Source organism: Streptomyces sp. Ncost-T10-10d (assembly GCF_900091955.1).
Taxonomy (GTDB): domain Bacteria; phylum Actinomycetota; class Actinomycetes; order Streptomycetales; family Streptomycetaceae; genus Streptomyces.
In genome coordinates this window covers 1-13,823 of the sequence record NZ_FMDF01000102.1, presented here as the reverse complement: position 1 = coordinate 13,823, position 13,823 = coordinate 1, and the positions used below count along the sequence as shown (strand labels likewise).

Below are 13,823 nucleotides of genomic sequence, written 5' to 3'. Positions count from 1 at the left end.
TCACCGGTTGTCCCACCTGGGGAACCTGACAGGAATCTGACAGGACCCGAACAGAAGCCGAACAAGAGCCGGACGGGAGCCATGGGGCCGGTCCGCTGATCGTGGGGTCCTGGCTGATCGTCGCCGCCCACACCCGGCTCCGGCTCGACCGTCGGGCCGCCGCCGACCTGAGGGGCCCCTGGGAGAAACCGGCTGACCTATGACTACGAACGTCGAAGGGCCTCGCAGCTCGCCGCGAGGCCCTTCGACGTATTGCCCGGTGAGAGCAATGGCGGAGGATACGAGATTCGAACTCGTGAGGGGTTGCCCCCAACACGCTTTCCAAGCCTTCGTCCGGGGGTTCCGAGGTGTACGGGCCTGTTCCGACCTGCGGTTCCGGTGGGGTGGGTGGAGCTTCCGAACTGTGCTGTACGTCGGTGAACGCAACCGGAACCGAAGCCACGAAGCGGCCGTGCGCACCCCGTGACCTGGCCTTACTTCATGAGTCAGTCCGCCGTGACGGCGGACACGGCGAGCGAGTCCCGGGTTCCGCCGGCCTCGACTTGGTCGAGGTACTGAGTGCACTCGTCGTCGACGTAGAGCCCGACGGGCGAGCTGCTGTAGTTGATCACCGAGCGTGCCGGAATCGTGGACCGGCATCCCGGCATCCCGGCGCCGCAGCGAAGTCAACGATCTGCACGGTTCCCTGGTGGTCGGCTTGCGGATAGAAGCAGGCCACGCCTTGCGGGCAGTTGTCCGCCGTCGGGGCCGCATCAGCCCGCTCGGCCGTGAGGGGGACCAGCGCGGCCGGCAGCAGCGCGACGAATCCGACGGGAACGACTGCATGTCTGTCGGTGCCGAACATGCATGACTCCTTCGCGGACGGTCCTGCGTGGGTGGCAGGTGACGGACTTCGCCGGACTGGTCATGGCCCCGCGTCGGGCCCTGCCCAGTGGCTGATGCCGATGCTCGTGTCGAACTGCCGCATGCGGCTCATCACGAGGTCCGGGGTGGGGTGGGCCAGTTCGTCGACGATGCGGCCGTCGGAGAGGAAGACGATGCGGTCGGAGTGGCTGGCCGCGAGCGGGTCGTGGGTGACCATGACGACCGTCTGGCCCAGCTCGCGCACGCACCGGCGCAGGAACCCGAGGATGTCCGCGGCCGCTCGTGAGTCCAGGTTCCCGGTCGGCTCATCGGCGAAGACGATCTCCGGGCGGCCCACCAGGGCGCGCGCGCAGGCGACCCGCTGCTGCTGCCCTCCGGACAGCTGGGCCGGGCGATGGCCGAGCCGGTGGGCGAGGCCGACCGTGTCGATGACCCAGCGCAGCCACTGCTGGTCCGGCCTGCGTCCGGCGACGGTCAGCGGCAGCACGATGTTCTCGAGCACGGTCAGTGCCGGGATCAGGTGGAACGCCTGGAAGACGAAGCCGATCCGCTCCCTGCGCAGCCGGGTCAGGGCGCGATCGCCCAGGCGCGACAGCTCCACGTCGCCGAGCCGGGCCCCGCCCGATGTGCCGGAGTCGAGTCCGGCCAGGCAGTGCATGAGCGTCGACTTGCCCGAACCCGAAGGCCCCATGATCGCGGCGAACTCGCCGCGGCGGAACGCGACGGAGACCCTGTCGAGGGCGACGACCTGGGCGTCCGACTGCCCGTACACCTTGGTCAGGTTCACCGCGGAGGCCGCCGCCGCGGGGTCCACGGGCGGCGTGCGGTGGGGCGGGACGCCGACCGGCCAGGGGCGGGGTGAAGTCATGCTGTGCTCCTCGGGTTCATCGGTGATCGGGGGGTGCCCCTGTCGCGCCGCGCGCAGCGGTCAGCGATCGCCCCGGCGGGCAGCCGGGCGAGCAGGATGCCGAGCGACAACGCCGTACCCGTCAGGCCCGCTTGACGCACGTCCCCGGTAAGGCGCAACGCGACCACGGGCAGAGCGATCACGGATGCGGCGGTGCCCAGGGCCGAGGCGGACTCCCCGGTGAACAACGGCCGGAAGGACCGGCCGAATCCTCGCGTACGCGGCGGGCGAGTCATGACGCACTGCCCGCGAACTGCTCACGGATGTCACGCAGCGGGCGTGCGGACAGGGCCGAGGCGAGCACCGCCGCGGCCAGTACGGCGCCGAGCACGCCCAGCGTCCAGGGCACGTCGAACGTCGGCATGGCATGTACGCCGAGTGCGGCCGCCAGCGGAGTCAGGCAGATCAGTGCGGTCAGCGCGGACAGCACCACGCCGACGACGGCGCCGCCCGACGACTCGTACAGGACACAGCGCAGCAGTTGCCACCGGGTGAGCCCCAGGGCACGCAGGTGCGCCCGCTGAGCACGGCGGTCGCGCTGGGCCAGGGCGCAGGTGTTGGCGACGGCGAGCAGCGCGTAGCCGCTGACCACTGCCACGATCAGATGGGCGGCCAGGTCGTCCTGCGGGCTGCGCGGCGCGAGGTCGGCGAGATACGCGGAGCGCGAGGCCACCTCCCGGCCTGCTGCCTTCGGCCAGGAGGTGATGTCGCCGCGCAACAGGATCTGTTCGGCGTAGGCATCCGGGGTGTGGGCCATCGCGAGGGAGCCGGGCAGCAGGAACTCGGGGAACGCGAGGTCACGGCCGTAGACGGCGGCCAGCCGCAGCCGGTGCGAACTGCCGTCCGCAAGCCGCAGCCCGACCGTCTGGCCGATCTTCCAGTGGTGCCCTTCAACCTGTGTGGCACCGGCGGCGAAGCTGCTTTCGGTGAGCGCGTCGAGGCGGCCCTGCTCCACGTCGAGGTCGAGGACCCCGGGCAGCGCCCGCGCGTCGGCGCCCCAGGCGCGGACCGGCTCGGGGTTGTCGTCGTAGAAGGTCTTCGGCGCGGTGACCGTGGTGTGCACGAGAGGAGTCGCGGTGCCGCCGGGGAAGGCGGTGGCGCCGGCCCCGGCCGGCAGCCGGTGCTCCGGCTCGGCACTGACCACGCCGTCGGCCCTCAGGCCGCGCTCAGTCTGGTCCCGCACCGCCTCGCCCATGGTCGCTCCGGCGCCGAGCATCGCCGCGGCGAGCCCGACGGCGAGGAGCACGGGCACGGCGACCGCGGTCGTACGCACGGGTGCCGCCCGCAGCCCGGCGGCCGCGATCCGTCCGACACGTCTGTCGAGCAGTCGCAGCAGCCCGCCGAGAGGCCGCACGAGCAGGGGCACGTACCACGGGGCGAGTACCGCGAGCACCGGGATGATCATGAGGGCGAGGCCCGGGGCCAGCGCCGCCTTGAGTATCCCCGGCAGCATGGGCACGACCATCAGGACCAGCAGCGGCAGGCACGTCGTGACGAGCAGTGCGATACCGATGCAGAGCCGCACCGGGCTCCGTCGGCTCGGCGCCATCGCCAGAGCGTCGTCCTTGAGCAGGTCGATCGGGCGTACCCGGCCCGCCGCGAGGACAGCGGTCAGCGCCGCCACCACCGCGACGACGGAGGTTCCCACGCAGACCGCGGCCGCCTCCAGTACGGTCACAGCGGGGGAAGGCAGCCCGGCAGCCGCGGGGTACAGGTCGTTGTCGGCCATCACCTGCCGGACGAACCGGGCCAGGGGCAGGATGCCGACGCCCACGCCGACCACTGCGGACAGCAGCGACAGCGCGGCCACGTCCAGCATCGCCATGGCGCGCAGTCGGCGGGCCGACACCCCGAGCGCTCGCAACACGGCGAACTGGCCGAGGCGTTGGCCCGTCCACAGCGAGACCGTGGACCCGGTCACCAGGACGGCGGACATCAGTAGCAGGGTGAGCAACAGGGACAGGAGGTCCTGTGCGCTGTCGGCGGTGGCCGCCGCGGCCGAGTTCTCGGCATGGCCCGTGCCACTCACGCCGGTCATCAGCACCAGGCACGCACCGACACCGGCGGCGGTGACCGCACAGGCCACCGCGGCTCCGGCGACGCGCCCTGGATGCACCCGTACCTCAGACGTGAACAACCTTATGACCCCTGGAATTTGAAGAGGTTGTGTCGGTACGGTCGGCGCTGAGGACATGGCGATTTCCTACCCTTCGGTACGGGTATGTTCGGTTTCCGGGAAGGCCGCACGAGCCGCGGCCTTCCCGGAACAACTCCTGCTTCTACGCCGAGCTGTTTCAGCAGTTGAAGAGGGAGTACGAGCTGAACGGAGCGTCGAGAGCGGTCTCCTCGGCGAGCTCCTGCAGCGCCAGGATGTTCGCCATGTCATTCACCTCCGTTCCATGCCGGTCGAGTGGGGTACCGCGCTGGATCCGCAATCGCACAGGACTCGTATCTCGCGCCCATAAGACACCCACCCCCTTTCTCCATCTCCGGACTTCCGCGCCTCGGTGACGACACTTAAGATTTCCCATCTCGAACCTCCGTGCCAACATCATTTAGCGGTCTCTAAATTCACCAAGTCAGAGATGGTTGCGGCGAGGTACAGCGATGAGCGAGCGCGATGAGCGCCGCCATGAATCAATTAACGCGGCCATAACAAGCAGCCGTCGGTGCACCCCCTTCGTGGCATGATGTGATCATGAAGACGCGCATAGTAGTCGCGGATGATCAGGCGAGTGTCCGTGAGGGTTTCCGGCACATTCTGGAAGCCGAGGCGGACCTGGAGGTCGTGGCCGAGGCCGCCGACGGACCCAGCGCACTGGAGACCGTCCGGGAACTGCGACCGGACGTACTGCTCGCCGACATCCGCATGCCCGGCATGGACGGCCTGGAACTGACCCGCCGACTGGTCGGCGTCGCCCCCGAGGTGAAGGTCGTCGTGGTGACCACGTTCGACCTCGACGAATACGTGCACACCGCACTGCGCTACGGCGCGTGTGGCTTCCTCCTGAAACGCTCCGGGCCCGCGCTGCTCGCCGAGGCTGTACGATCCGCGGTCGCCGGCGACGCGCTCATCAGCCCCGAGATCACGATGAGGCTGCTGCGCCGCTATACCGAACCGCGTCGTCGCCCGTCCGAACCGGTGGAACCTCTGACCGCTCGCGAGGAGGAGATCGCCACCCTGGTGGCCGAAGGGCTCACCAACGCCGACATCTGCGCGGAACTCTTCATCTCACTGGGCACCGTCAAGTCCCACCTGAGCAACCTGCAGCGCAAGCTGCGCGTGCGCAACCGGGTGGGGATCGCCGCCTGGGCCTGGGAAGCGGGCCTCAGGCCCGGGCCGTGAGCCGGGCACCGGAGGCGGTTCGATGACCGGCTCGCCGGGCGCTCTCGCCACGCAACAGATGCAGGCCCAGCAGCGTCACCGTGTGCAGCACGCTGCTGCCGCTGCGACGGCTCGTAATGAGTCCGGCTGATCGAAGGATGGCCGCATGCTGGCTCACCGCTGCGGCTGTCACCCCGAGCGAGTCGGCGAGCTCGCTGGTGGTGGACTCGTCGAGCACCGCGTGCAGGAGCGCGGCCCTGGTCCGCCCGACGAGCGCCCCGAGCGACTGCTGTCTGTCGCGTGCGGCGATGGCGCCGTCGGACTCGCCGGTCAGCAGAACTTCCCGGCGCGGGTCGAGCCGCACCGGGAAGACCAGCGTCGGTACGCTGTTCCCGGCCCCCTCGGCGTTCACCAGCATCTCTCCCGCGCTCTGCAGGAAGAGCGAGGGGGCGAGTACCAGCCCCCGTCCGTCCAGGACGACCTCGCTCGGCTCGTCCGCAGGGATCTCAAGGCTCCGGCCCTGCCAGCGAATTCGTGGATGCAAGCTGCTCAGCAGCGTCTTCACTCCGGCACTGCCCGCGATCTGCCGGCAAGCGTCCGTCTCGGCGTCGATGCGCGCCTGAATCGCGGACCAGCCGGGCGCCATGGCCACACGGCAGAAAGCCCGTACCAATGCTCTTACCTCAGCGTGCGACCGAAGAGGCATCGTCTTCTCGCCCGATGCCATGTCGTGGTCGCCCGTCCAGATCCTCAGGACGTCCCGGAACACTCCTGGCGTCCGAACGAGGTGATCAAGACGGGCCGCCAAATCCCCTTGCAAGGAGAGCCGTTTACGCACGCCTTTCCGCCACGCCTGAAAGTGGTTCGCACTCCCCCGCAAGACTTCGAGCGCGAAAATCGCCTCGATTTCCGGACCAAGGCCCGAGCCGATACGAATACACGTCAGATCCTCGGCAGACATGCGAATGCGAATCATCCGGAAGATCCCCCCGAATCTCCTGACCAGCAATTTCCCGGGCGGGTGTATCACCGGATCAGGAACGGACCGTGTCCCTCAGCCGGCCCCTTCATCGTCGCGCAGCGCCTGCTTCCGTGGCATCAGCCGTTCGGCCGGTCTTGTTCGTTACGACTGCCAGGCCCCGATGCCACCAGGGGCAGCAGCACGCTCACCTGCCAGCCCCCCGAAGGGTGCGGATGCGCGGCGAGTTCACCCCCCATGTCCGCCGCGCGCCTTTGAAGATCCGCCAGGCCGGTCCCACCGCCCAGCCGCTCAGGCTCTCCGGGCTCCCCCGAGTCCTCCTCCGCGCCGGCGTTCGGCGCGTCGTCGATCACGGTGATGCTGAGCGTGTCCATGCCGCCGTGCGGCGCACGGGACACCGCTATGCACACCTCGGACGCGCCGGGGGCATGCCGCCGTACGTTGGTGAGCGCCTCCACCACCGCTCGGTATCCCAACTCGCTGACGCGCCGCGGGAGGTCAGCCAAGGCGCCGTCGGCCAGATCAAGCCGCACCGCCGCACGGCCCGTGCGGGCGAACCGGTCGGTCAGCGCCTTCAGCCCGTCCAGATCCCGCGGACGCGGGCGGAGCGCGTCGCCGCCCGCGTCGGCCGTCTCCCCGGCATGCCGCCCGTGCCGGACCGTCGCCGCGTCGTCACCGGTGAACACGTGCACGGTGCGGTCCAGCGAGGACAGAGCCTGCCTGCCCGCCTCTTCGATGCGCGTGAGCAGTTCCCCGACTCGCTTCGGGTCCTGGTCCACAAGGACCTGGGCGGCCTGCGCGAGGACCACCACCCCCGTCACGTCATGGGCGGCGAAGTCGTGGAGATCCCGGGCGAGTTCGAGTCGCTGGGTCCGTCGTTCAGCAGCCAGCGCCGCGCTGCCGCGCGCGTCCAGAACCCGCAGATAGCAGCCAGTGCCGTTGGCCGCCGCGGCCAACAGCAGCCAGGCCAGACAGAGCTTGACGGCTTGCTCGAAGGTAGCCGGTGGATCCACCCTCAGCACCATCCGCAGCGGTAGTTCCGTGATGGTCGCGGTCAGGAGCACTGTGAGTACCAGCGCAGTGCGTCCACGGGGCCTGCGCACCGCCGGCACCATCAGCACCATCAAGCCGACACTCTCCACCAGCCACCAGGTCTCCGCTTCACCGGCAACCGGCCCCTGGAAGACGAAAGTGGCCACCTGGGACACCGCGCAGGTGCCCACCACGATGACCGGGACCCAGTGCGCTGTACGCGGCGACCACAGCGCGGGAAACATCGCCGCCGCGACGGCGACCAACGCGGCGACGACAAGGAGCGGTGCCGTCGATGCCATCGCCAGACAGCCCGCCATGAGCGCGGCCGCCATCACCACGCCATATCCGCCCCAGTACACCGAGTTCATACTGAGCCCACCCATGCGCCAGATCGTACGCATTGAGCCGTGCACGACTTGAAGTCGCGGATGGCGTAGGTGAGTTCCGCGAGTGCGTCCATGGCTTACTGATCGTTTCTGAATGAAGTTCGTCGTGGATACTGCCTGGGCCGTTCGCGGGGCGGGTTCACCAGCAGGATCCACCTGGCGCGGACGGCCGCTGCCGCCCACTGCCCCTGATCGTGACGCCAGGCCGGCGGGCGGACTGCACCCAGTTCATCCCTGTGCTGGAGAAGATCCGCTTCCCCGGGCCCGGCCCGGGAAGGCCACGTGTGAAGCCGGACAGCATCGCGGCCGACAAGGCCTGCGGCAACGCTCCCGTCCGCGAGTATCTGCGGCGGCGCGGGATCCGCCACACGACCCCGGAGAAGAGCGACAGTCGGGCCGCCCGTCTGCGCAGAGGCTCACGCGGCGGACGGCCGCCCGGGTTCGACGAGGACCGCCACAGGAAGCGCAACACCGTCGAGAGGGCGTTCAACCGCCTGAAACAGTTCCGAGCCGTCGCCACGCGCTACGACAAGCGCGGCTACGTCTTTTTCGGCGAGTGCCGCGGCCAGGCGAGACGAGAGCGCGAACGCGACGCACCCGTCGTCGCCCTGGCCGGCGACGACACGAGGCTCGCCGGCTTCGACGAGTTCCTCGAAGCTGCCGTCGACGAGAAGGCACTCCCACTCGACCACAGCTTCTTCGGGATCGAAGTTGCCGAAAGAGAGCGACTCGAATGCGCGTCGCGGCCCGGTCTGAAGAACCAGAGCCGCCGGCACATCATCCGGAGCGGCGAAGAACTCGACGATGATGCCCACTCGAGCACCCAGCCGGACCACCCACGACCGTGATCGACCGGACAGGTCCTGGTCGGGGAGTCTCCGAGGGCAGTGGTTTCGGCGCAGGCAAACGACCGGGTTGGCTCCTTCGGGACAGCAACCAGGAGCAAGTGAGACCAGAACCGAGACCACGTACGTCGAAGGGCCCCACCGCAAGCGGTGGGGCCCTTCGACGTATTGCCCGGTGAGAGCAATGGCGGAGGATGCGAGATTCGAACTCGTGAGGGGTTGCCCCCAACACGCTTTCCAACTGTGCGAGTGGCTGTTCGTGAGCGTTCATGGCCGGCCGTTTGGCCGCTCAGAGAGGGGCGGTGTACGTCGGCAAACTGAGGCAGGCGTGAGCGAACTGGACAAACAGCAGGACAATGAGCAGCGGTGAGGGAGGTCTGGCCTAGCGCTGGCTCAAGCTCGCGGTAGGTGCGGTGATCTATGGTCTCCATAACCTTCAGATCCGAAGCGCTAAGTGGATCAGTCGGTGCCGGTCATATAGGTGGTTCGGTAGCTTCTCCGGGAGGTTGCTGGCCGGAGACAGGCGCTGGGGTTGCGGTGCCCAGTTGCGGTACGGGGCTTCACGGACCATTGCGAGGTGCTTGCGGCTGGCCAGGTTGTTTGCGTGGTCTCCGCCTAGGACCTGCTCGCATCTCGTAGGCGTAGGCGAGGTTGTTGCGGCTGATCATGGTGTCGGGGTGGTCATCGCCCAAGACCTGCCTGCGCCGGGCGAGGGTGGCCTCTAGGAGGGGGATGGCACGCTCCAGATCGCCCGCCGTGCAGTAAGCGCTGGCGAGGTTGCTGCGGCTTCGAAGGCTGTCGGGGTGGTCTTCGCCCAAGACCTGCTCGTGCTGGGCGTGGGTGGCGTCTAGGAGGGGGATGGCACGCCCCAGATCGCCCGCCGTGTAGTAGGCGTTGGCGAGGTTGCTGCGGCTGGTCAGGGTGTGGGGGTGGTCTTCGCCTAGGACCTGCTCGTACTGGGCGAGGGTGGCCTCGTACAGGGGGGATGGCACGCTTCAGATCGCCCCGCCGCCGCGTAGGCATAGGCGAGGTTGTTGCGGGTTCCCAGGGTGTCGGGGTGGTCCTTGTCCAGGAGTTTCTCGCGCAGAGCGAGGGTGGCCTCGTACAGGGGGATGGCACGCTTCAGGTCTCCTGCGGCCTCGTAGGCGTAGGCGAGGTTGTTGCGGCTGGTCAGGGTGCGGGGATGTTCCTCGCCCAGGACTTGGTCGTGCTGGGCGACTATGGCCTCGTACAAGGGGATGCCACGGACGGTGTGGCCTTGCTGATGGAGCCGTTGGCCAGCAGTTTGATACGCGCTGGTAAGTGGGGCGTTGTGGTGTCCGGGCGGCCTGGTGGCAGCAAGGGCGAGGAGGTGGGGCGTGAGGGTGTCCCACTGGTCCTCGGTAGGTGTGTCCTGGCCCGGCGAAGGTGTCAGGCTGTGGACGACCGCTTGTTCGGCGCGGTCGCGTCCTTGCAGGTGCCGGGCCGGTTGGGTGTCGTCGAGGATCTGTGGGGTGCGTAGGACAGTCTGAACCAGGCGGTGGACGCTCAGGGTGGTGCCGGTGCCGGTGATCATGCTGTAGGCAGCAAGGGTTCCGGCGGCTTCGGCGATGTCGTCGGGGTCGATGCCGGGTGGGGTGAGCAGGCTGTGGGGGATGTCGTCGGGGGCGAGCCAGGCGGCGGTGTGCAGCACCTCCACTGCCAGCGGATCAGCCCTCTCCAAGGTTTGGAAGGTGACGTTCCAGATGCGGGCGATGGTTCGTTCGGTGTCACCGCCATGGGCGGTTTTGGCGAGTTTGGTGCCCAGACGACGGCGGTAGGCGTCGAGGCTGATGCCGCGGTTCTGGGCCAGGTAGGCGCCGGCCTGCTTGATAGCCAAAGGGAGATATCCCAGCTCGGCGGCAAGTGATTGGGCTTCGCCCCGACGGCGGGGAGTGGGGCTGTTCTCCTTGAACACGAGCTGGCACAGCAAAGTCGTGGCGTCGTCGGGGTCGAGATTGCCCAAGGTCAGAGTGCGTGCCCTATCGGGCCAGCCAGTGGTGCGGCGGCTGGTGGCAAGGTGATGGCCTTGATGGAGTGCGCCGGTGTAGGGGGTGAGGTCACCGGGGTTCTCCACGTTGTCGTAGACCAACAGCCAGCCTGGATGCCAGGTGAGCCACTGCATCGCCCATGCGACCTGCGCACCCCGCCCGGCGATGTCGGACCAGCCGGGCACCAGCGTCTGGGTGAGGCTGGCAAGAGAGGTCTCGATCTCGTCGGGGGAAGCGGCCTTGATCCACCAGATCAGGGCGTAGTCCCCGCGGTGACGGTGGGCGTAGTGCAGGGCGAGAGTGCTCTTACCGACCCCGCCCAGGCCGTGCACCGCCCCGCTCTGCGTGATCGCGCCCTCATGCTGATTGGTCAGGATGCTCCGCAGCCGTGCCAGCTCATCCTCCCGCCCCAGGCAGAGATTGGCCGCAGGAAGATTGGATGTGCCTGGTGCCGCAGTGACCTTCTCCGGCAGGTGCAACGCCTCTGCGGGCAGCACATCGCCCGTGTAGGCGTTAGTGATCTCCTTGGCGGCGATAGACCTCGGACCGGCCGTCTCGATGCACAAGCGGACATCGTCCGTACTCATGCGGGTGATTGGGTGTGGCCGTCACCGGTGATCGCGGTACCAATGTGCTGAGCAGCGATTGACCGCTCACCGGAGGCCGTGACAGTGACCGTACCGGCGGCCGGAGTCGGCAGCATCGCGGACAGCTCCGCACGCAACTCGGCATCGTCCTGCAACGCACGCTTGAGCAGCCTGCCCAACACGGCTGCGGTGTAGGACTCGTCCTGCTCGTTGGCGGCCTCGCCCACCACACGTGCCAGTTCCGCCTGGCCCGCCTCGTCCCGGCGCCGCCACACTGCCTGAAGGATGCGACTCCCGAGAGCAGCCGTGGCGTCCGCCGCTGCACCCTCAGCCCGGGTCAGAACAGCCGCCCCGTACGCCCCGACCGCAGTCGTCAGATACGGACCAGCCTGCTCAACCAGCTGCACGATCTCAGAACTCACTCGCTCCCCCGACCCACTCGGCTCCGAAAGAGACCAGCATAGAAACGCCAGACCCCCTGTGAGACGAAAACTCCCGAACCTCCCAAGTAGTTGTCGCGATCCCCATTCGCAGCCAGCCCCTCCTGATCTCCGAGCGCCCCAAACAAGCGCCGCAACAGCGCCCGTTGGATGTTGGCGTTGGCCCTCGGTCTGCGGCAAGGGGAGACGCTGGGGCTGCGCTGGGTCGACGTGGATCTGGAACACGAGTACCTGAAGCTGCGCCGGAACCGGCTGCGCCCGAAGTACGAGCACGGGTGCAAGGAGGCAGATCCATGCGGCCGGAAGGCCGGATACTGCCTGGATCGTAAGCAGGTACGGCGCGAGACGAAGAACACCAAGTCGCGCGCTGGCCGCCGTGCGGTTCCCCTGCCGCGCCCCCTGGTCGTGATGCTGGGAAAGCACAAGGAAGCCCAGGCCCTGGAGCGGAAAACCGCCGGCAACCTGTGGACCGAGTCCGACTACGTGTTCACGAAGCCGCTCGGGGGCCCGCTCAGCCCGAACACGGACTACCACGACTGGAAGAAGCTGCTCGATGACGCGGGAGTGCGTGACGGGCGCCTGCATGACGTCCGCCACACCGCCGCCACCGTCCTCATGCTGCTCGGCATCCCGGACCGCGTGATCGACCAGATCATGGGCTGGGAGGCAGGCACGTCCTCACGGATGCGCGCGCGGTACCTGCACGTGCCCGACGCCATGCTGAAGGAGGTGGCGCAGAAGCTCGCGGACGCTATCTGGGGGCCCGCACCGAGTGCCCATGTGGACAAAGACCAGAACAACGAGGGCTGAGACAACGTCGAAGGCCCCCGCTGCAAGCAGCGGGGGCCTTCGACGTATTGCCCGGTGAGAGCAATGGCGGAGGATACGAGATTCGAACTCGTGAGGGGTTGCCCCCAACACGCTTTCCAAGCGTGCGCCCTAGGCCACTAGGCGAATCCTCCGCGGCAAACAATACAAGACGTTGAGGAGTGCTCGCGAACCCGTTCCCCTCCGGCTCCCCTCCGGCTCGTCCGGGGAGGTTTCGGAAGGTGGGGCAGTGGACTGACAGGGGTGGGGATCGGCTAAGGTGGGCTTCAGCCCCTCACGTGGCGCTATCTGACTGAACTCCCCCAGGGCCGGAAGGCAGCAAGGGTAGGTCGGCTCTGGCGGGTGCGTGGGGGGCCCTTGTGTTTTCAGGGTGGTACGCGGCGCTTCGCCGGTGCGGGGCCGGTTGTCGGTCCGCCCGGATAACCTCGTATGTGTGTCGTCCCTTGCGCTGTACCGCCGCTATCGCCCCGAGTCGTTCGCCGAGGTCATCGGGCAGGAGCATGTCACTGACCCGCTGCAGCAGGCCCTGCGGAACAACCGGGTCAATCACGCGTACCTGTTCAGCGGTCCGCGTGGCTGCGGCAAGACGACCAGCGCCCGCATCCTCGCCCGCTGTCTGAACTGCGAGCAGGGGCCGACGCCCACGCCGTGCGGAGAGTGCCAGTCCTGCCGGGACCTCGCGCGCAACGGGCCGGGATCGATCGATGTCATCGAGATCGATGCCGCATCGCACGGTGGCGTGGACGACGCCCGTGATCTGCGGGAGAAGGCGTTCTTCGGGCCCGCGTCGAGTCGTTACAAGATCTACATCATCGACGAGGCGCACATGGTCACATCGGCGGGGTTCAACGCCCTGCTGAAGGTGGTCGAGGAGCCGCCGGAGCACCTCAAGTTCATCTTCGCGACCACCGAGCCCGAGAAGGTCATCGGCACGATCCGGTCGCGTACGCACCACTACCCGTTCCGCCTCGTGCCGCCGGGGACGCTGCGCGAATACCTCGCCGAGGTCTGCGGCAAGGAGAACAGCTACGTCGAGGACGGCGTGCTGCCGCTGGTCGTGCGGGCCGGGGCCGGGTCCGTGCGTGACTCGATGTCGGTGATGGACCAGCTGCTGGCCGGCGCGGGCGACGACGGTGTGACATACGCCATGGCGACCTCCCTGCTCGGATATACGGACGGCTCGCTGCTCGACTCGATCGTGGACGCCTTCGCGGCGGGCGACGGGGCCGCGGCCTTCGAGGTCGTGGACCGGGTGATCGAGGGGGGCAACGACCCGCGCCGCTTTGTCGCCGACCTCCTGGAGCGACTGCGTGACCTGGTGATCCTCGCCGCCGTGCCGGACGCCGGGGAGAAGGGCCTGATCGACGCCCCCGCCGATGTCGTCGAGCGGATGCAGGCCCAGGCGTCCGTCTTCGGCGCCGCCGAGCTGAGCCGCGCCGCCGACCTGGTCAACGAGGGGCTGACGGAGATGCGCGGGGCGACCTCGCCGCGCCTCCAGGTCGAGCTGATCTGCGCCCGGGTGCTGCTGCCCGCGGCCTTCGACGACGAGCGTTCACTGCAGGCCCGGCTCGACCGGCTGGAGCGCGGCGCGTCCTTCGCGACCGCCGGTACGGGGCCC

13 protein-coding genes, 1 tRNA gene, 1 other RNA gene and 2 pseudogenes are annotated in these 13,823 nt (G+C 68.4%); 5 read left to right on the top strand and 12 right to left on the bottom strand.

Annotated features, from left to right (window positions below):
• Positions 1-485: 485 nt before the first annotated feature.
• Genes GA0115254_RS46130 through GA0115254_RS16300 form a run of 5 tightly spaced genes read right to left on the bottom strand, consistent with a single transcriptional unit; the run spans position 486 to position 3,908 of the window.
• On the bottom strand, positions 486-611 hold the full coding sequence (locus GA0115254_RS46130) for a hypothetical protein (protein ID WP_256102613.1): 126 nt from the start codon (positions 609-611) through the stop codon (positions 486-488).
• Positions 608-844 (bottom strand): hypothetical protein, encoded by a 237-nt coding sequence (locus GA0115254_RS16315; RefSeq protein ID WP_093896017.1) that lies wholly within the window; start codon positions 842-844, stop codon positions 608-610. Before GA0115254_RS16315 ends, GA0115254_RS46130 begins: the two co-directional genes overlap by 4 nt.
• Before the next feature lie 60 nt (positions 845-904).
• Positions 905-1,732 (bottom strand): ABC transporter ATP-binding protein, encoded by an 828-nt coding sequence (locus GA0115254_RS16310; protein ID WP_093896016.1) that lies wholly within the window; start codon positions 1,730-1,732, stop codon positions 905-907.
• Positions 1,729-2,007: an MFS transporter gene (locus GA0115254_RS16305; protein WP_141720843.1), complete on the bottom strand. Its 279-nt coding sequence runs from the start codon at positions 2,005-2,007 to the stop codon at positions 1,729-1,731. Before GA0115254_RS16305 ends, GA0115254_RS16310 begins: the two co-directional genes overlap by 4 nt.
• Positions 2,004-3,908 (bottom strand): ABC transporter permease, encoded by a 1,905-nt coding sequence (locus tag GA0115254_RS16300; protein ID WP_176740154.1) that lies wholly within the window; start codon positions 3,906-3,908, stop codon positions 2,004-2,006. The genes GA0115254_RS16305 and GA0115254_RS16300 overlap by 4 nt, the downstream gene beginning before the upstream one ends.
• Positions 3,909-4,469: 561 nt before the next feature.
• Between GA0115254_RS16300 and GA0115254_RS16295 the strand changes: the two genes are divergently transcribed.
• On the top strand, positions 4,470-5,117 hold the full coding sequence (locus GA0115254_RS16295) for a response regulator (protein WP_093896013.1): 648 nt from the start codon (positions 4,470-4,472) through the stop codon (positions 5,115-5,117).
• Here the strand turns inward: GA0115254_RS16295 and GA0115254_RS44495 are convergent.
• Positions 5,101-5,742, bottom strand: a complete 642-nt coding sequence (locus GA0115254_RS44495; protein WP_176740153.1) for an ArsR/SmtB family transcription factor — start codon at positions 5,740-5,742, stop codon at positions 5,101-5,103. The genes GA0115254_RS16295 and GA0115254_RS44495 overlap by 17 nt on opposite strands.
• Before the next feature lie 452 nt (positions 5,743-6,194).
• Positions 6,195-7,493: a sensor histidine kinase gene (locus GA0115254_RS16285; protein ID WP_176740152.1), complete on the bottom strand. Its 1,299-nt coding sequence runs from the start codon at positions 7,491-7,493 to the stop codon at positions 6,195-6,197.
• Positions 7,494-7,690: 197 nt separating this feature from the next.
• Here GA0115254_RS16285 and GA0115254_RS47600 point away from each other — a divergent pair.
• Positions 7,691-7,969, top strand: a pseudogene (locus GA0115254_RS47600) (transposase); the annotation flags it as partial.
• Here the strand turns inward: GA0115254_RS47600 and GA0115254_RS47595 are convergent.
• The 4 genes from GA0115254_RS47595 to GA0115254_RS16265 form a co-directional block, all read right to left on the bottom strand.
• On the bottom strand, positions 7,913-8,311 hold the full coding sequence (locus tag GA0115254_RS47595; protein ID WP_370740882.1) for a hypothetical protein: 399 nt from the start codon (positions 8,309-8,311) through the stop codon (positions 7,913-7,915). The pseudogene GA0115254_RS47600 and the gene GA0115254_RS47595 overlap by 57 nt on opposite strands.
• A gap of 590 nt (positions 8,312-8,901) precedes the next feature.
• Positions 8,902-9,333, bottom strand: a complete 432-nt coding sequence (locus GA0115254_RS47590; RefSeq protein ID WP_218105546.1) for a tetratricopeptide repeat protein — start codon at positions 9,331-9,333, stop codon at positions 8,902-8,904.
• Positions 9,282-10,937, bottom strand: a complete 1,656-nt coding sequence (locus GA0115254_RS45245; RefSeq protein WP_218105545.1) for a tetratricopeptide repeat protein — start codon at positions 10,935-10,937, stop codon at positions 9,282-9,284. The genes GA0115254_RS47590 and GA0115254_RS45245 overlap by 52 nt, the downstream gene beginning before the upstream one ends.
• Positions 10,934-11,359, bottom strand: coding sequence for a hypothetical protein (locus GA0115254_RS16265; protein WP_093896009.1), 426 nt, complete (start codon positions 11,357-11,359; stop codon positions 10,934-10,936). Before GA0115254_RS16265 ends, GA0115254_RS45245 begins: the two co-directional genes overlap by 4 nt.
• 141 nt (positions 11,360-11,500) lie before the next feature.
• Here GA0115254_RS16265 and GA0115254_RS16260 point away from each other — a divergent pair.
• A pseudogene (locus tag GA0115254_RS16260) lies at positions 11,501-12,187 on the top strand (tyrosine-type recombinase/integrase); the annotation flags it as partial.
• Between the two features lie 64 nt (positions 12,188-12,251).
• Here GA0115254_RS16260 and GA0115254_RS16255 read toward each other — a convergent pair.
• Positions 12,252-12,339 (bottom strand) — tRNA-Ser (locus GA0115254_RS16255).
• 131 nt (positions 12,340-12,470) lie between these two features.
• On the opposite strand from GA0115254_RS16255, the gene ffs reads away from it, so the two are divergent.
• Positions 12,471-12,567: signal recognition particle sRNA small type (gene ffs, locus GA0115254_RS16250), an RNA gene on the top strand.
• A gap of 71 nt (positions 12,568-12,638) precedes the next feature.
• Positions 12,639-13,823, top strand: a 1,185-nt coding sequence (locus GA0115254_RS16245) for a DNA polymerase III subunit gamma and tau (protein WP_141720840.1), incomplete at its 3' end; no start/stop codon positions are given.